Annotated in this window: 15 protein-coding genes; 4 read left to right on the plus strand and 11 right to left on the minus strand. The window is 46.8% G+C overall.

The window, feature by feature from the left end; genetic code table 11:
* Positions 1-2 precede the first annotated feature (2 nt).
* From ctaE to cyoE, 4 genes are all read right to left on the minus strand, one after another.
* Positions 3-626: a cytochrome c oxidase subunit III gene (ctaE, locus tag ACH32G_RS01835; protein ID WP_013352146.1), complete on the minus strand. Its 624-nt coding sequence runs from the start codon at positions 624-626 to the stop codon at positions 3-5.
* A complete protein-coding gene (ctaD, locus tag ACH32G_RS01840) occupies positions 626-2494 on the minus strand; it encodes a cytochrome c oxidase subunit I (protein WP_064778864.1) in 1869 nt (622 codons plus the stop codon). Before ctaD ends, ctaE begins: the two co-directional genes overlap by 1 nt.
* Before the next feature lie 31 nt (positions 2495-2525).
* Positions 2526-3596, minus strand: a complete 1071-nt coding sequence (coxB, locus tag ACH32G_RS01845) for a cytochrome c oxidase subunit II (protein WP_016936233.1) — start codon at positions 3594-3596, stop codon at positions 2526-2528.
* Between the two features lie 211 nt (positions 3597-3807).
* Positions 3808-4725 (minus strand): heme o synthase, encoded by a 918-nt coding sequence (cyoE, locus tag ACH32G_RS01850; protein WP_016936234.1) that lies wholly within the window; start codon positions 4723-4725, stop codon positions 3808-3810.
* 343 nt (positions 4726-5068) lie between these two features.
* Here cyoE and ctaA point away from each other — a divergent pair, with 343 nt between their 5' ends.
* Positions 5069-5995 (plus strand): heme A synthase CtaA, encoded by a 927-nt coding sequence (gene ctaA / locus ACH32G_RS01855; protein WP_264820098.1) that lies wholly within the window; start codon positions 5069-5071, stop codon positions 5993-5995.
* Positions 5996-6088: 93 nt separating this feature from the next.
* Here the strand turns inward: ctaA and pyc are convergent, their stop codons facing one another.
* The 4 genes from pyc to glsA all read right to left on the minus strand — a co-directional run bounded on the left by pyc (position 6089) and on the right by glsA (position 12345).
* Positions 6089-9535 (minus strand): pyruvate carboxylase, encoded by a 3447-nt coding sequence (gene pyc, locus ACH32G_RS01860; RefSeq protein ID WP_448813927.1) that lies wholly within the window; start codon positions 9533-9535, stop codon positions 6089-6091.
* 75 nt (positions 9536-9610) lie between these two features.
* Entirely contained in the window at positions 9611-10822 is a 1212-nt protein-coding gene (locus ACH32G_RS01865) for an FtsW/RodA/SpoVE family cell cycle protein (RefSeq protein ID WP_049628415.1), read from the minus strand.
* A 204-nt stretch (positions 10823-11026) separates the two neighbouring features.
* Entirely contained in the window at positions 11027-11308 is a 282-nt protein-coding gene (locus ACH32G_RS01870; protein ID WP_016936238.1) for a YlaN family protein, read from the minus strand.
* Positions 11309-11415: 107 nt separating this feature from the next.
* Complete coding sequence (glsA, locus tag ACH32G_RS01875) at positions 11416-12345, minus strand: glutaminase A (protein WP_064778860.1); 930 nt, start codon at positions 12343-12345, stop codon at positions 11416-11418.
* A gap of 102 nt (positions 12346-12447) precedes the next feature.
* Between glsA and ACH32G_RS01880 the strand changes: the two genes are divergently transcribed.
* Complete coding sequence (locus ACH32G_RS01880) at positions 12448-12924, plus strand: hypothetical protein (RefSeq protein WP_016936240.1); 477 nt, start codon at positions 12448-12450, stop codon at positions 12922-12924.
* Here ACH32G_RS01880 and ACH32G_RS01885 read toward each other — a convergent pair.
* Complete coding sequence (locus tag ACH32G_RS01885; protein WP_448813928.1) at positions 12919-14247, minus strand: PhoH family protein; 1329 nt, start codon at positions 14245-14247, stop codon at positions 12919-12921. The two genes, ACH32G_RS01880 and ACH32G_RS01885, sit on opposite strands and share 6 nt — an antisense overlap.
* Positions 14248-14402: 155 nt before the next feature.
* On the opposite strand from ACH32G_RS01885, the gene ACH32G_RS01890 reads away from it, so the two are divergent.
* Both ACH32G_RS01890 and ACH32G_RS01895 read left to right on the plus strand, forming a co-directional pair.
* Entirely contained in the window at positions 14403-15029 is a 627-nt protein-coding gene (locus ACH32G_RS01890) for a YhcN/YlaJ family sporulation lipoprotein (protein ID WP_016936242.1), read from the plus strand.
* 102 nt (positions 15030-15131) lie between these two features.
* On the plus strand, positions 15132-15341 hold the full coding sequence (locus tag ACH32G_RS01895) for a YlaI family protein (RefSeq protein WP_016936243.1): 210 nt from the start codon (positions 15132-15134) through the stop codon (positions 15339-15341).
* Between the two features lie 41 nt (positions 15342-15382).
* Here ACH32G_RS01895 and ACH32G_RS01900 read toward each other — a convergent pair whose 3' ends face one another.
* Entirely contained in the window at positions 15383-15703 is a 321-nt protein-coding gene (locus ACH32G_RS01900) for a YlaH-like family protein (RefSeq protein ID WP_015239793.1), read from the minus strand.
* Between the two features lie 55 nt (positions 15704-15758).
* Positions 15759-17597, minus strand: coding sequence for a translational GTPase TypA (gene typA / locus ACH32G_RS01905; protein ID WP_016936244.1), 1839 nt, complete (start codon positions 17595-17597; stop codon positions 15759-15761).
* Positions 17598-17604 lie beyond the last annotated feature (7 nt).

Below are 17604 nucleotides of genomic sequence, written 5' to 3' on the forward strand. Positions count from 1 at the left end.
CGTTATCCCACCATCCCCATCAAATATACAACGGTAAAGATAAAGACCCACACGACATCAATGAAATGCCAATATAGACTGGCCACATAATATTTCGGCGCATTATAAAGGCTGAGCCCTCTTTTAGCATTCCGGATCATCAGTGCGCTGATCCATAATAACCCGAACGCCACGTGTGCTCCGTGTGTGCCGACCAGCGTGTAAAACGCCGAGCCTAGCGCAGAGCTAGTAATGGTAAAGCCGAACTCATGAGTGTAATGCTTAAATTCATAAATTTCCACCCCTAAAAATCCGGCTCCCAATAAAACGGTAATCAAAAGCCACACCTGCATTTTTTTAAAGGAGAAATTTTTCATATGATACATTGCATACACACTCGTTAAGCTGCTCGTTAACAGAAGCATCGTGGCGATAAACACGATCGGCAGCTCGAACATGTCAGCCGTTGACGGCCCGCCCGCTTTAGATTCCCGCAAAGCGAGGAATGTCGCAAAAAGCGAGGCGAACAGAACCGTTTCCCCGCCGAGAAACAGCCAAAATCCTAAAAACTTATTTTTCCCTTCAAGCGTTGCTTTTTCAGGAGAAGCCGGAAAGGTTTCAGCCGTCATTTTTTCCTGTAGCTGCATTACGCCTTCACCCCTTTATCATCATTAGGCAGATCTTCTTTGTGAATATGATAGCCGTAATCATCGACCAAGGACCGAAGCAGCATGGTAAAGAATGTGATGCCGAGGCCTATAAAGATAACCGGAAGCCCCCATGAATAGTCAGAGTGGTATAAAAACCCGAACGCTGCGACAAACAGCCCGAAGGACATGATAAACGGCATGATGGAGCCGTTCGGCATATGAATGTCCTCTACAGGCTCTGCAGGCGACATCCCTTCATTTCCGGCCTGCTTTTCAATCCACAGCGGATCAAGTCCCCGCACAAACGGAAGCTGTTTAAAATTATATTCAGGCGGCGGCGAAGAGACCGCCCATTCGAGTGTACGTCCGTCCATCCATGGGTCATTCCCGACGTATTTCCCTTTTACAGAAGTATAAATAATATTGACGACGAGCAATACAGCCGCGCCCGCCATGAAAAACGCGCCGATTGAACTGATCAGGTTTCCGGTATCAAGCCCCTGGCCGGGCAGATATGTGTAAACGCGCCGCGGCATTCCCATCAAGCCGAGGAAATGCTGAATGAAGAAGGTAAGATGAAACCCGATAAAAAACAAGACAAAGGAAATTTTCCCCATCGTTTCATGAAGCACCTTCCCGAACATTTTCGGCCACCAGAAATGCACGCCCGCCAGGATGCCGAACACAACGCCGCCGATGATGACGTAGTGGAAATGCGCTACGACAAAATACGTATCATGGAACTGATAATCTGCCGCTGCGGCCGCCAGCATGACACCCGTCACACCTCCGAGCACGAAAGACGGAATAAAGGCGACGGCATACAGCATAGGCGTCGTGAATTTGACGTTTCCTCCCCAAATCGTCAAAAGCCAGTTGAAAATCTTAATGCCCGTAGGCACCGCAATCGCCATCGTTGCAACCGCAAATATTGCATTGGCAATCGGTCCGAGTCCGGTCGTAAACATGTGGTGAACCCATACCATGAATCCGAGAAAGCCGATCAGCACGATCGCAAAAACCATAGACGAATAACCAAACAGACGCTTTCTCGCAAACACAGGAATGATTTCTGAAAAAATCCCGAACGCAGGAAGAATTAAAATGTATACTTCCGGATGGCCGAAAATCCAAAACAAGTGCTCCCAGATAATCGTATTTCCGCCCAATTCAGGATTAAAGAAATTCGTCCCGAACAGACGATCCAGCATCATCAGCGCTAAACCGGCGGTGAGCGGAGGAAATGCGAATAAAATGAGTGCCGACGCCACAAATGTCGTCCACGTAAACAGCGGCAGTCTCATATACGTCAAACCTGGCGCCCTCATATTAATAATGGTTGCCAGAAAGTTGATCCCCGCAATCAGCGTCCCTAAGCCTGATATCTGCAGGCCGAGCACGAAAAAGTCAACGCCGTGCCCTTTCGAATTCAGCGCAAGCGACGCATACGCCGTCCAGCCTGCATCTGGAGCGCCTCCTAAAAACCAGCTCAGATTCAAGAAGATTCCCCCGAAGAAAAACAGCCAGAACCCAAGCGCATTCAGAAACGGAAATGATACGTCACGCGCCCCGATCTGAAGCGGCACAACCGCGTTCATCAGCCCGAATAACAGCGGCATTGCCGCCAGGAAGATCATTGTCGTGCCGTGCATCGTCATAATTTCATTAAACTGCTGCGCATTCACAAAATCGTTTCCCGGTCTCAAGAGCTGAATCCTGATAAGCATGGCCTCAAGTCCGCCGACGACGAAGAAAAATCCCCCGGCGATCATATATAAAATCGCGATTTTCTTATGGTCAACCGTCGTCAAATAGTCCCAAAGCATAGAGCCTTTTCTTTGCTGCCCTGTAAGCGTATTCATCATTTGCGACCTCCCCCCTGATATCTCCCTGTCCTCACTTGTTCTCCGCTTTCAGCCCTTTTAAATATTCATACAGCGCATCCGTTTCAGAGTCCGAAAGCTTCGGATAAGTGCCTGTCATCTTATTGCCCGGTTTAATGCTGTCCGGATCTTTCAGCCAAGCTTTTATGTTCTCTTTATTCGCATCCTTGATGCCGGCCACTTTGACACGTTCGCCGAAGGTAGCCAGGTTCGGAGCCGTTCTTGCCGCTTCAGCCCGTTTATCATTAGGCTCAACCGCATGACAGCTCAGGCAGTTTTTTTCCTTAAACAGCTCTTCTCCTTGCGCGGCTAAATCGGAATCTGTTGTATGCTTATAATTTTTCATCGCTTTCGTCCATTGTTTAAATTCTTTTGACGGCAGCGGTTTCACTTTGAAATCCATCAGCGCATGTGAAGGTCCGCACAGCTCCGCGCATTTCCCGAAGAAATATTTGCCCGCTTCTTTGCTGCGTTTAGAATCGAAGGTCAGAAAGAAAGTATTGTCGTTATCCGTATTCGTATCGATTTTCCCCCCGGCTGACGGAATCCAGAAAGAGTGTTTCACATCTGAGGACTTCAGCTTGAAATAAACGCGTTCATCTGTGGGAACGATCAGCTCCTGACTGGTCACAAACCCGTAATCAGGATACTCGAATTCCCACCAGTATAAATTCGCCCTTACATTAATCACGAGCGCATCCTCTGCTTTACGGTTTTTCTTATCCATCGGCGACGTATCCGCCAGCGCCAGTGTCTGGATGACAACCGGGATGACAAGAATAATCAGAAGCAGGATCGGAATAACGGTCCAGGTGATTTCTAAAAAACGGTTCCCCTCCACCTGTTTCGGTATCGTGTCTTCCCCTACACGCGACCGTCTGAATCTCACAATGACGTAAAAGAAAATAACTGCTACGACCGCAACGACGACAACCATGATAAGTGTGCTGAGCACCGTCAGATCATATTGTTTATCAGCCACTTCGCCGGCAGGCTTGAGTGTGGACAGAAACGGTTTTCCACAGCCGCTCAATAAAAGCGGCACTAAGGCTAATAATGATAAAAGACGCCAACGCTTTAACATTTCACCCAACCCCTTTTTTGAATCAGTACAAAATGCACGAGCAGTAAATCTGCTTCCAGCTGAAATACTTCATTTCCTCATTTTTTAAAATATGAGATTTTTTACTTAAAATTCCATCTATGTATAAAAGCAAAGCCGCCTGATTAAACAAAAGGTCAAGGCGGCGTTTACTAGTTGTCATTGTTTGTTTTGGCGATCAAACAACATTCAATTAAAACAGCGTGAAGACCACCATTGCTACGAAATAAATGGTCATGTAATTAAGCGAATAGACAAACATAAGAGTTGCCCACTTCATAATGTTTTTCATACGGAAACCCATCAATCCGAGAACAAGCCATCCTATATTCAGCAGAGTGCCGAGAATGACGATCGGAAGACCGAGACTGCCGAGGAAAAACGGAAGCGGCAGCAGGCATGCGACCCAGACGATAATCTGTCTTTTCGTCACCTCAAAGCCGTGCACTACCGGAAGCATCGGAATGTTCGCTGCTCTGTAATCTTCCGTCTTCTTAATCGCAAGCGCTAAAAAGTGCGGAATCTGCCAGATGAATAAAATCATGAATAATACCCATGCGACAACACCGATGTGCCCTTCAACCGCTGTCCAGCCGATTAACGGCGGAACGGCGCCCGATACACTTCCGACAACCGTATTAATCGTATAGCGGCGTTTCGTCCACATTGTATAAAGAACAACGTACGTAAACACCCCGATAAAACCGATGACTGCCGCCATTACGGTGGTCATTAAAAGCATGATAAGTCCTAAAGCAATGAGTAAAATTCCTGACCACAGCGCTTGATTCGGCTGAATCTTTCCGGTAACCGTCGGTCTTACTTTCGTGCGTTCCATTAAATGATCAATATCACGGTCATAATAGTTATTAACCGCACAAGAACCGGCGATGATCAGTGAAGATCCTATTAATGTAAGAAGCACGGTGTTTAAATTGCCTAAAAAACTCAGACCGGATATATGTAACGCAAGCCACATGCCGGTAAAAGTCGTAATTAAATTCGAATTGACGATTCCTATTTTAATAAGCGAAAGGAAATCCTTCCATGCCGTCGTCTCTTCAATCTGTCCGTCTATAGCTGTATCGTTTAAAATTCTGGAATTAGCCATAACGTAAACCTCCCTTACAAACCTAAAGCAGGTTTTTTAAGACCTGCAACTCTATCATACAAGATAATGACCTGTAAAAAAACATCCTCTTAAATATTAAACGAGAAACAGGAATTTATTTGTGAACGTTTTATGAATTTTACCACATCCGCCAATTGCATAATAAAGCGGTTACTTTATTTCTATCAGACCCATCTGGAATAATCAACCCCATTATCTAAGAAGTCCTGATTCTATTATATTTTTGTGAACAAACAGAATTGAGAATTGCCACAAAACACATATTCGCTTACACTTGGTACGTATATCATTTTGTCCAGTTTGTTAAGAAGGTGAATGTAAAATGAATAAAGCTTTAAAAGCACTCGGTGTGCTGACGACATTCGTCATGCTCGTCGTGCTGATCGGCGGCGCTCTTGTCACAAAGACAGGGTCGGGTCTAGGATGCGGAAGACAGTGGCCGCTTTGCCACGGCCGCTTTTTCCCGGAGCTTAATGCCGCTTCTATCATTGAATGGAGCCACAGACTCGCAAGCGGTGTCTCAATCGTTCTCGTGCTGAGCCTCGCGTTTTGGGCATGGAGAAAAGTCACGCCTGTTTTCCGTGAAACAACCTTTCTCGCCATTATGTCCATTATCTTTTTATTTTTACAGGCGCTTCTCGGCGCATTAGCGGTTGTTTTCGGATCAAATGCGCTCGTTATGGCGCTTCATTTCGGCATATCGCTGATTTCTTTCGCTTCTGTTCTGATTTTGACGCTGCTCATATTTGAAGCGGATAAATCAGACAAAAAGCTCGTCAAGCCGCTCAGAATCGGCAGGAAAATGCAGTTTCATATGATCGGCCTTTCGATTTACACGTATATCGTCGTTTATACGGGGGCTTATGTGCGCCATACGCAATCAAGCCTCGCCTGTCCTGATGTTCCGCTTTGCAGCAGACTGAACCACGGGCTTCCGTCCCAATTTCAGGAGTGGGTGCAGATGGGCCACAGAACGGCAGCGCTGCTTCTGTTCATATGGATCCTTATCGCTTTCGTGCATGCGGTGCGCTCCTACAAAGACCAAAAACAGATTCTTGGTGGCTGGACGGCGGCTCTTATCTTTGTTTTATTACAAGCGCTCTCCGGAATCATGGTTGTTTATTCAGAAATGGCCACCGGTTTTGCACTTGCCCATTCACTCTTTATTGCCGGGCTGTTCGGCGTCCTATGCTATTTCTTATTATTAATCGCCCGCTTCCGTTATGAATCAAAACAGCGGAACATTTGAGGCGCATGAAAAGACCGAAGTATCAGAGCTTCGGTCTTTTTACATACAAAAAACCTGATCGCACATGGATCAGGTTTTTTAATGTTCATTCTTTTACGCTTTTTCAATCTCGATCAGTAAATCGCCTGTCTGAATCGGTTCTCCGTTTTTCACATGGATCTGCTGAATCGTCCCGGAGAACGGTGCCTGCACCGTCGTCTCCATTTTCATCGCTTCATTAATCATCAGATGATCGCCTTTGTTCACCTTCGCGCCGGTTTCAGTTAACAATTTAATAACGGTTCCCGGCATTGATGCCGCAATGTGGCTTGGGTTTGTCCGATCGGCTTTTAATTTTTCCTGTACGGACGATTTAATGCTTTCATCTTTAATGACTACCTCACGCGGCTGGCCGTTCAATTCGAAATAAACGACCCGTGTCGCGTCCGGCTGCGGTTCACCGATAGATACAAGTTTCACGATCAGCGTTTTTCCGCGCTCGATTTCCACCTCGATTTCTTCACCGAGCGTCATGCCGTAGAAGAAAGTCGGTGTGTCCAATACGGAAATATCACCGAAGCGTTCAGCCGTTTGTACATATTCAGTGAAAACCTTCGGATAAAGCGCATATGCGATTGCGTCCTGGTCACTCAATTCCATCTGATGTGTTTCTTTCCATTCTTCTTTAATGCCTTCGAAAGATACCGGTTCGAGCAGCTCACCGGGTCTTACCGTAATCGGCGTCTGCCCTTTCAGCACGAGCTTTTGCAGTTTTTCCGGAAATCCGCCGTGCGGCTGGCCGATCTGCCCTTTAAAAAGCTCAACGACAGAATCCGGAAAATCAAGCGTTTCGCCTTTATCATAAACATCTTGTTCTGTTAAATTGTTTTGCACCATGTAAAGCGCCATATCTCCGACGACTTTGGAAGAAGGTGTTACTTTAACGACGTCGCCGAACATGCGGTTGACGACGCTGTACATCTCTTTCACCTCATTCCAGCGGTCACCCAGGCCGACGCCTTTTGCCTGCTGCTGCAAATTGCTGTACTGCCCGCCCGGCATTTCGTGATTATAAATCTCAGTGTGCGGAGCCTTCATCCCGCTTTCAAACTCACTGTAATATTGACGGACGGATTCCCAGTATTGTGACAGTCTTTCAACCTGCCGGACATCCATTTCTGGACGGCGGCTGTTCCCTTCAAGCGCATGGTAAAATCCGCTTGCGCTCGGCTGTGAAGTCAGCCCCGCCATTGAGCTGACGGCGACATCCACGATATCCACACCCGCTTCAACAGCTTTGGCATAGAGAAAGACGCCGTTGCCGCTCGTATCATGCGTGTGAAGATGAACGGGAATATCAATCGTTTCCTTCAGCGCGGAGACAAGATCATATGCGGCTTGCGGTTTCAAAAGACCTGCCATGTCTTTAATGCCGAGAATGTGCGCACCAGACGCCTCAAGCTCTTTCGCCATGGAAAGATAATATTTCAAATCATACTTCGTCCGGCTCTTATCAAGAATATCTCCCGTATAACAAATCGCAGCCTCCGCCACTTTTCCGGTTTCACGGACGGCATCGATGGCCAGCGTCATCCCTTTCACCCAGTTCAGACTGTCAAAGATCCGGAATACATCAATACCTGACTCTGCTGACTGCCGGACAAATTTTTGGATGACATTGTCCGGATAGTTGGTATAACCGACGGCATTTGATGAACGAAGCAGCATCTGGAACAATGTGTTCGGCACTTCCTTGCGGAGATCTTCAAGGCGTTTCCAAGGATCTTCTTTTAAGAAACGGTATGCTACATCAAATGTCGCGCCTCCCCACATTTCAAGGCTGAACAGTTCAGGCCACAGGACAGCCGTGGGGTTCGCGATTTTTTTCAAATCATTTGTTCTGATTCTGGTCGCAAGCAGAGACTGGTGGGCATCCCTGAACGTTGTATCAGTCAGGAGTACGGACTTTTGCTCTTTCACCCAGTCAGCAAGCCCTTCAGCGCCTCTTTCATCGAGAATCTGTTTCGTGCCGTTTACCGGCTTTTCTCCGATACCTAACGTAATAGCCTGAGGCTTATCAAACGCAGGTTTTTCTTTTTTCCCGATTCCCGGAAAACCGTTTACTGTTACATTGCCGATGTAAGAAAGCATTTTTGTCCCGCGGTCCTTCTGTTTAGGAAAAACAAACAGTTCGGGCGTTGTGTCGATAAACGATGTATCATATTGCCCGGTCAGGAATTTTTCATGCTTTGCCACGTTTTCAAGAAACGGGATATTGGTCTTAATGCCCCTGATTCTGAATTCCTGCAGGTTGCGGACCATTTTTGCCGATGCCTGCTCAAACGTCAGCGCCCATGTCGACAGTTTGACGAGCAGTGAATCGTAATAAGGCGTGATAACCGCGCCCTGGAAGCTGTTCCCTGTATCAAGGCGGACGCCGAAGCCGCCGCCTGAGCGGTAAGCCATAATTTTACCCGTGTCAGGCATAAAGTCATTCAGCGGATCTTCAGTGGTCACACGTGATTGTATCGCATACCCGATTGTAAAAATGTCTTTTTGCTGAGGAATATTGACGGCACGGCTGTGGAGTCCGTAGCCCTGCGCAACGAGAATCTGCGTCTGAACGATATCAACCCCCGTAATCATTTCCGTAATCGTATGCTCCACTTGTACGCGAGGATTCACTTCAATAAAGTAAAACTCACCGTCCGCTACGAGAAATTCCACGGTTCCCGCGTTGATATAGCCGACATTTTTCGCAAGGGCGACAGCCGCTTCACAGATCTCGTCCCTTAATTCAGGCTGTAAGGATACACTCGGCGCCACCTCAATGACCTTTTGATGGCGTCTCTGAACGGAACAGTCCCGCTCATACAGATGGACGACATTGCCTTCTTTATCTCCGATCACCTGAACTTCAATGTGCTTAGGATTTTCGATCAGTTTTTCAACATACACTTCGTCGTTTCCGAATGCGGCTTTCGCTTCTGATTTGGCCCGCTCAAACGAATCTTTCAATTCGCCCTCGCTTCTGACGATTCTCATCCCCCGGCCGCCGCCTCCGAGCGACGCTTTAATAATAAACGGATACCCGTGAACTTTTGCGAATTGTTCGACATCTTTTGATGTTTCAGCAGGCCCGTCACTCCCCGGGATAACGGGGATGCCGGCTTTTTCAGCCTGCTCTCTGGCCTTGACCTTATCTCCGAACATATCCAAATGCGCTGACGTCGGTCCGATAAATACGATGCCCTCTTCTTCACAGCGTCTCGCAAATTGGATATTTTCAGACAGAAATCCGTAACCCGGATGGATGGCGTCAACGCCGTTTCTTTTCGCAATCTCAATAATCCCTTCAATATCAAGATACGCGTCTATCGGTTTTTTGCCTTCTCCGACAAGATAGGCTTCATCCGCTTTATAGCGGTGGTAGGAACCCGAATCTTCTTTTGAATAAACGGCTACCGTTCTGATGTTCAATTCTGTGCACGCCCGGAAAATCCGGATCGCAATTTCTCCCCTGTTTGCTACTAACACTTTTTGGATGGATTGTTGTGACAAATTTCTCTCCCCCTTGGCCTAGTAAATATGTAGTTTATAATAAAGGAATATCCGTCCTGTGTATACACTTGTTTTTTACAGATACACAGATTTTTCCGTCTGCCGTCTTTTTATCCCCTTAGACGGAACGGGTTCCCTCTTTTTCTTCTTTTCTGAGTACTTGACATGCATACTGACGTTCACCAATATACCGGCGCTCGTCAATAATAAAAACATGGATGAGCCTCCGTAGCTGATAAACGGCAGCGGAACACCCGTAATCGGAATTAAGCCGCTGACACCGCCGAGATTGATGAAGGTCTGGATCGCAATCATACTGGATATCCCGATTGCCAGGAGACTGCCGAACGGATCTTCACATTTTCTCGCAATATAAAAACCTTTTAACACAACAAAAGCAAGCAGCACAATGACGAACAGGACGCCGAAAATGCCGAGCTCCTCTGAAATAACCGCCATGATAAAGTCTGTATGCGATTCCGGCAGATATCCGTATTTTTGAATGCTTTCTCCGAGACCGAGGCCGAAAAAACCGCCTGAGCCGATCGCATAATACGAATTTATAATCTGCAGGCCTGATGTGCCGGCATATTTAAACGGATTTTCAAGGCTTTCAAACCGGCTCATGCGCCCGGGCGTTAAAATATCGTCCCATTTCAAATAAATGATCGGGCTGACAAGAAGTAATACGATTCCCGCCATGATCACCAGCCTGAGCAGCGTCTTTCCGCTGAATCCCGAACACATAATGACGCAAAACGCGATCAGACCGATAATCATCGCCGTTCCGAAGTCAGGCTGAATGGCGATAAGCGCACAAATGACTACGGTGACGATCACCGGCGGAGCAACTCCTGTCAAAAGCTGATCGATATAGCTTTGTTTTTTCGCGTACACCGCGGCAAGATACAGAATCAGGGTCAGCTTGACAAATTCCCCCGGCTGAATGGCCATTCCGCCGATTTTAAACCAGCTTTGCGCGTTTCCGGCAACATGTCCGAAAACAAACAGCGCGCAAAGCGCAGCCACTGACGCAAGCAGTAATATTTTCTGGACCTTTTGATGGGCGAGCACTTTGTACGGGAAAACGGCCGCGATGATAAACAGCACGAGCCCTGCAATGACGGCGAACAGCTGCCGTTTAAAAAAATAGTCGCTGCTCACCCCGTAACGCATAACGGCGGTAATCATACTTGAACTGTATACCATTACCAATCCGAAACTGCAGAGCAGAATAATAGCGCTTATCAATGAATAATCGTAAGATTTTAACATTCTTTTAAACATAACATCCTCTTTCCTGCTTAAAGCTTACGTTTAATACCTATTGCGTATTATATTTTACTATAATTCATAAACAATTTACGCAGTTTCTTTATAGTTTTTCGGATGAAATGCAGATTAATAGACCGTCTCACAAAAAGAAGATGCAAAAAAACGGTTTACGGTTATAAAAAAACCCAAACCGTTGAATAGTTTGAGTTTGATCATTTATTTTCCTGTAAACGCGTCATGCAGAGCAGACAGTTCTCTTTCAAGTCTGTCCAGCAGCTCTTTTCCGTCGTTTTCATCAACTAATCCCAGGCGGACAGCAAAATCGATTTCCCTCGACAGTCCGAACATCTGAGTATCCAAGACCTCTTCGTACAGAGGACATTGAGGCATCGTTAAGTTATCCATTTGTACTCGGATCAGCTTCAAAATCTTCTCAGCATCTGACTTCAACAGTTCGAATGCTTTCTGCTGATGGTCAACTATAATCTCTGAAGCCAAAAGTATCCCTCCGTTCCCCAGGCGAGTACCTAATTCTTCTATTTATCATAAAGGGTATCAGGTGAAATTGCAAGAGGATTTAAGCAGATGTCATGATAAAAAGTGTTTCAAAAAATACTCAGCCTGTATTTCTCAGACATGATTTCCAAAAGCTTCACACCCGCGATGCTGTTGCCTTTTTCATCAAGCGCCGGGCCGAATATACCGATTCCGAAATTGTATGGCGAAATGCCCATGATTCCTCCCGAAACCCCGCTTTTGGCGGGAATGCCGACCTTGATCGCGAATTCCCCGCTCGCATTGTACATGCCGCATGTCACCATAAACGTCTTGCAGATTCTCGCCACATCTTTTTTTATGACCTGTTCCCCGGTCTCCGGATGCTTGCCGTCAAGTGCGAATACGCAGCCGATTTTGGCTAAATCCAGACTGCTCATCTTAATCGCGCACTGCTTTGTATACAAATCCATGACCTCTTCAACATCGCCTTTAAAAATGTCATACTGCTTCATGTAATAACACATTGCCCGGTTGATCATGGAGGAGCTGAATTCTGATTCTGCGACATGTCTGCAATATGTAATTTCCTGATTATTCGCAAGCCTTCTGATAAATCCGAGCAGATAATCCAGACGGTCTTTCGGCGTATGCCCTTTAATAAAACTTGTAACGACGAGAGCGCCCGCATTAATCATCGGATTTAAAGGCTTGCCCGGGTTCACCGTCTCAAGCTTCACAATGGAATTAAACGGGTCGCCGGTCGGCTCCTGCCCTACGCAGCTGAATATCTTTTCCTTTCCGTAATCCATCAGGACGAGCGCCAGAGAAAGCACCTTCGAAATGCTCTGCAGCGTAAATGTCCGGTCGGCGTCTCCTGCCGTCAGACATGTATTTTCCGCATGATAAATCGTGACTGAAAGGCTGTCTTGACCCGATTCTGCCAAAGCCGGAATATAGTCTGCCACTTTGCCTTCTCCGGTCTTTTTTTTCGCTTCTTGAACGAGTGCGTCCAGCTCCTGGTAATGCCGGCATACCATTTCGATCCCCTCACTTTGCTGCCGTTCGTTACGTCTAATTTGCGACGCAAAGTGACAATTCATGCGAAAACTTTTATACTTTAAGTAAAGGGGGGCTTCACCATGAGCGTTATTCAAGTTAAAGGCAATGTTACATACCCGATTACAATTGATCCGAGTGTCTGGATTTTCGATGACCGCAAGTTTCCGTTTGAAAACAATCAGCCCGTTCACTCAGACGGCTCGGCAGAAACTAAGGAGCATACACTCGATCCGGAACGGGTGATCAGAGAAGGGCGCATTTCGCCGCCGACTTTAAAAAGCGAAAAACGTTTTGAAAAAGAAAGATTAATGAACGGCAGTTTCGCCATGAAGCTCGGTGCTGTCTTAGCAAATGCCGAGCCGAAAGAAAGCGCTGTCCTTTGCGTATTTATTTCAGGATCTGAAAGAACCGAGGTGCCGCTTGAAAAGGCGATGGACGCAATCGCCCATTTCTGTGAGTCAGGGAAGCCTCTTCAAGACGGCGGTCCGGTCCATTTTTACGTGAACGGAAACTTTGAAAAACCGATAACAGGCGTCACAGAAATCGAAGTTCTATAACAAATCGGCCGCAAGCTGTGCAAGGCCGGATCTTTCGCCTTTCATAAGCTTCACGCTGCCGGAGACGGTTTGTCCTTTAAACCGCTCTACGACATAAGCAAGTCCGTTATTTAAACTGTCTAAATATGGGTGATCTATTTGCTCCGGGTCACCCATCAGGACAATTTTGCTGCCTTCTCCCACCCGTGTCAAAAGCGTCTTGACCTCGTGCCTCGTCAAATTCTGAGCCTCATCGATAATAATAAACTGATCCGGAATGCTTCTTCCCCGAATGTATGTCAACGCCTCGACCTGAATTGATCCGATGCCCGCTAAAATCGCTTCAAGTTCACCCGGCTTTTTCGCATTGAACAAAAATTCAAGATTATCAAAGATCGGCTGCATCCACGGCTTGAGCTTCTCCTCTTTTTCACCCGGCAAATATCCGATATCCTTGCCCACCGGGACGATGGGACGAGCGACGATCAGCTTTTTATAAATACCGAGATCCTCCGTCTGCAGAAGCCCCGCTGCGAGGGCAAGCAAAGTTTTTCCCGTTCCCGCTTTTCCGATCAGGGTGACAAGCGGGATATCTTCTCTCAGCAGGAGTTCAAGCGCCATTGTCTGCTGGACGTTTTTCGGCCTGATGCCCCATACGTGCTCATCATCAAAGACGAGTCTTTTTACGGTCTCCCCTTTCTTATCTGTCATGCCGACCGCAGAAGAAGATCCTCCTAATTCATCTTTCATCAGCACAAATTGATTCGGATAAACCTGATGCTGCTGAAGCTCCTTGACTGAAATTTGTTTGTTTTTATAAAACGAGTCAAACCGCTCTTTATTCATAAATATATCTTTGTACCCACTGTATATCTCATCATGGTCAACGACTCTGTCGTTTAAAAAGTCCTCCGCCAAAAGCCCGATGGCATCCGCCTTTACCCTGACCAGCACATCCTTACTGACCAGGATGACGGGGCGGCCGTTTTCTTTCGTTTCCTCCTCAAGGCTTAAATTTTTTGCCACCGCCAAAATGCGGTTATCATTTGTTTTTTCGATAAAAATTTCCTGAAGCTGATGAAATGACCGGTGGTTCAGTTCAATTCTGATCGTTCCTCCGCTTTCAAGCGGAACCTTTTCGTGCAGCCTTCCTTTCTCCCTGAGCCCGTCTATCAGCTTAGATACGTGCCTCGCATTCCTCCCGACCTCGTCCATATACCGCTTTTTTGAATCGACCTCTTCCAGCACGACGGCGGGGATGACAACTTCGTTTTCTTCAAAAGAAAAAATGGCGTTAGGATCCTGCAAAAGTACATTCGTATCTAACACATAAATTTTACTCAAGTCTCAGCCTCCTGAAAAATAAGGATCAAAGCCCAGCGTGTGCTTCTCTTTTCGTGAAAAACGGGGATGCCTGCTAAAATATATGATTTGGTGAATAAAGATAGAAGGTTAATTCAACAATAAAAGAAATGAAAGCATTAAGGAGGGAATCTGACGTGCGAATTCTTTTCATTATCATACAAGCTTTATTTATTCTGACCGGCTGCACAGCTGTACAGGATAGCCGCGGACGCAGCAATATCCAAAACGAATCAACCGATCAGGGCGGAGCAAAACCGATTCATGTGAGTGATACAGCTCCTGAAACAGCTGCGAATCCCGGCCGGACAGACATTGCAAAGCATCTAGTCGAAGTGACTGAAAAAATCCCAGGCATTACAGACGCCACCGCGGTCGTACTCGGGCGATACTCAGTCGTCGGAATCGATGTGGATGACAATTTAGAACGGAGCAAAGTGGAAAGCATTAAATACACCGTTGCCCAAGCATTAAAAAACGATCCTTACGGCGCCAATGCCGTTGTCGTCGCTGATCCTGATACAGTCTCCCGCCTGAGAGGAATGGGCAGCGATATTAAGGCCGGGCGTCCGGTTTCAGGCATTTTGGACGAACTCGCCGCAATCGTCGGACGTGTCATGCCGGAAGTTCCGAATGATGTGACCGACAATGAAAAAGAATCACCGACTAAATCGAATGATGACCAGCTGAATCAAAGAGATCAGAACAAGCTGCAAAACGAGCAGAATGATCAATCGGATCATCACATGAATAACCGCCGGTAAAAAGCAGCGCCCGCTACAAAGGAAGGGCGCTGCTTTCTTTCCCTTTGGCAGGCGGGTCATCCATGATATAATGCTTGTCATAGTGAAAGAGGTGAAAAATCAATGAGAGTTAAATGTTCCATTTGCGACAAAATTGAACAAATTGATGATGAAACACTGACAGCCAAACGCCTCCGCAACCGTCCGATTCATACATATATGTGCCAGGAATGCCATGACCGAATCAAAGTCAAAACAGAGGCGCGGCTGAATACCGGACACTTCTCCTTTCATCCAGGGCAAAAAACGAAAAAAGATAAAGTGAAAAAATAAACCAATAAAAAAATGACCCGCCGAAAGGCAAGGTCATTTTTTTATTGCGGTTTAGCTGACTGGCTTTTTTTGGACTGATGCAGACGGATTTTGTAAATGATCAAAATCAAGGCGGCGACAACAAGCCCTTCTCCGACCGGCAGAAACACACCGAAAAAAGTCAGCACGGTGCAGCCGAGCACGAGAAAGAGATAAACTGCCGCAGCCTTTAAAACCGGCAGCCTTTTGGCAAAGCCGAGTTTAAATACAATCACCGAGAGCACGACGATCGTTCCGTATAACAGCCACATTCCCGTCAGCGGATGCTCATCCACTTGGTAAAGCGCAGCAAAGAACGACAGCCGTTCACTTACTTCATTCAAAAAGATCCCCTCCCCTTTTCCGTTCGGGTTCTATCTTTTCAAATTCTGCAAGTGATTAAGACATTCCTGCTGTTTTTTTCTTTTTCGCCGCTTTTTCACGTTCGTTTTTGTTCAGGATTTTCTTTCTTAAACGGATGGATTCCGGTGTTACTTCACAGTATTCATCATCGTTTAAGTACTCGAGTGATTCTTCAAGCGACATAATGCGCGCTTTCTTAATCGTAGTCGTTTGATCCTTCGTTGCGGAACGGACGTTTGTCTGCTGTTTCATTTTGCTGACATTGACGACAAGATCATTGTCACGGTTATGTTCGCCGACAATCATGCCTTCATATACTTCTGTGCCCGGCTCAACGAAGATGACGCCGCGGTCTTCAATACCTTGAATTCCGTAAGATGTCGCTTTTCCATTTTCCATGGAAACGAGCACACCCTGACGGCGGCCTCCGACTTGGCCTTTTTGCATCGGCTGATAGCTGTCAAACGTGTGGTTCAGGATACCGAAACCGCGTGTCAGTGACAGAAACTCAGTAGAATAGCCGATGAGCCCGCGTGAAGGTACGGTAAAGATCAGGCGGACCTGGCCGTTTCCGTTATTAATCATATCGAGCATTTCGCCTTTTCTCGCACCCATTGATTCCATAACAGAACCGGTATGCTCTTCAGGCACGTCAATCTGCACGCGCTCAACAGGCTCGCAGCTTACGCCGTCAATTTCCTTAATGATAACTTCAGGTTTAGACACTTGAAGCTCATAGCCTTCGCGGCGCATGTTTTCAATTAAAATAGACAGGTGAAGCTCACCGCGTCCTGAAACAACCCATGCGTCAGGCGATGCCGTCGGTTCGACACGAAGACTGACGTCTGTTTGAAGCTGTGCGTTCAGACGCTCTTCGATTTTACGGGCTGTGACATATTTGCCTTCACGGCCTGCAAACGGGCTGTTGTTTACGACAAATGTCATTTGAAGCGTAGGCTCATCAATACGCAGAACCGGCAGCGGCTCATGGTGGTCAGCCGGACAAACCGTTTCACCGACGTTGATGTCTTCCATACCAGAAACGGCAACGAGGTCTCCCGCTCTCGCTTCTTCAATTTCCACGCGTTTCAATCCTTGGAAACCGAAGATTTTCGTTACACGGAATGATTTGACCGTTCCGTCAAGTTTCATCAATGAAACCTGCTGGCCGACTTTCATCGTGCCGCGGAAAACGCGTCCGATACCGATACGGCCGACATAGTCATTGTAATCAAGAAGCGCCACTTGGAATTGAAGAGGCTCTTCGGCGTTATCAACCGGCGCAGGGACATGTTCAAGAATCGTTTCATACAGTGATTCCATGTTTTCGTCCTGCTTTTTCGGATCAAGACTTGCCGTTCCGTTAATCGCAGAAGCGTAGACGACAGGGAACTCAAGCTGTTCTTCGTTTGCATCCAGCTCGATGAACAGATCAAGCACTTCATCGATAACTTCTTCCGGGCGGGCGAAATCACGGTCGATTTTGTTTACGACGACAACCGGATTTAAGTTCTGCTCAAGGGCTTTCTTCAGAACGAAACGGGTTTGCGGCATGCAGCCTTCATATGCGTCAACGACTAACAGAACGCCGTCAACCATTTTCATAATCCGTTCAACCTCTCCGCCGAAGTCGGCGTGTCCCGGAGTGTCCAAAATATTAATGCGTGTATCTTTATAGTTAATCGCAGTATTTTTCGCGAGAATTGTAATACCGCGTTCACGTTCAAGATCGTTTGAATCCATTGCGCGTTCGGCAATATTTTCGTTGGCACGGAAGGTTCCGGCTTGGTGAAGCAATTGGTCTACCAAAGTCGTTTTCCCATGGTCAACGTGGGCAATAATCGCGATATTGCGAAGATCGTTTCGAAGTTTCACATTTTCA

The sequence above is a fragment of the Bacillus sp. CIS52 genome (assembly GCF_053545315.1).

Excerpts from the sequence above, each read along its gene's own strand:
- ACH32G_RS01865 (WP_049628415.1), bottom strand. The coding sequence starts at position 10,822 with ATGTTTAAAAGAATGTTAAAATCTTACGATTATTCATTGATAAGCGCT.
- ACH32G_RS01880 (WP_016936240.1), top strand. The coding sequence starts at position 12,448 with ATGAGCGTTATTCAAGTTAAAGGCAATGTTACATACCCGATTACAATT.
- glsA (WP_064778860.1), bottom strand. The coding sequence starts at position 12,345 with ATGGTATGCCGGCATTACCAGGAGCTGGACGCACTCGTTCAAGAAGCG.
- cyoE (WP_016936234.1), bottom strand. The coding sequence starts at position 4,725 with ATGGCTAATTCCAGAATTTTAAACGATACAGCTATAGACGGACAGATT.
- ctaD (WP_064778864.1), bottom strand. The coding sequence starts at position 2,494 with ATGATGAATACGCTTACAGGGCAGCAAAGAAAAGGCTCTATGCTTTGG.
- coxB (WP_016936233.1), bottom strand. The coding sequence starts at position 3,596 with ATGTTAAAGCGTTGGCGTCTTTTATCATTATTAGCCTTAGTGCCGCTT.
- ctaA (WP_264820098.1), top strand. The coding sequence starts at position 5,069 with ATGAATAAAGCTTTAAAAGCACTCGGTGTGCTGACGACATTCGTCATG.
- ctaE (WP_013352146.1), bottom strand. The coding sequence starts at position 626 with ATGCAGCTACAGGAAAAAATGACGGCTGAAACCTTTCCGGCTTCTCCT.
- ACH32G_RS01895 (WP_016936243.1), top strand. The coding sequence starts at position 15,132 with ATGAGAGTTAAATGTTCCATTTGCGACAAAATTGAACAAATTGATGAT.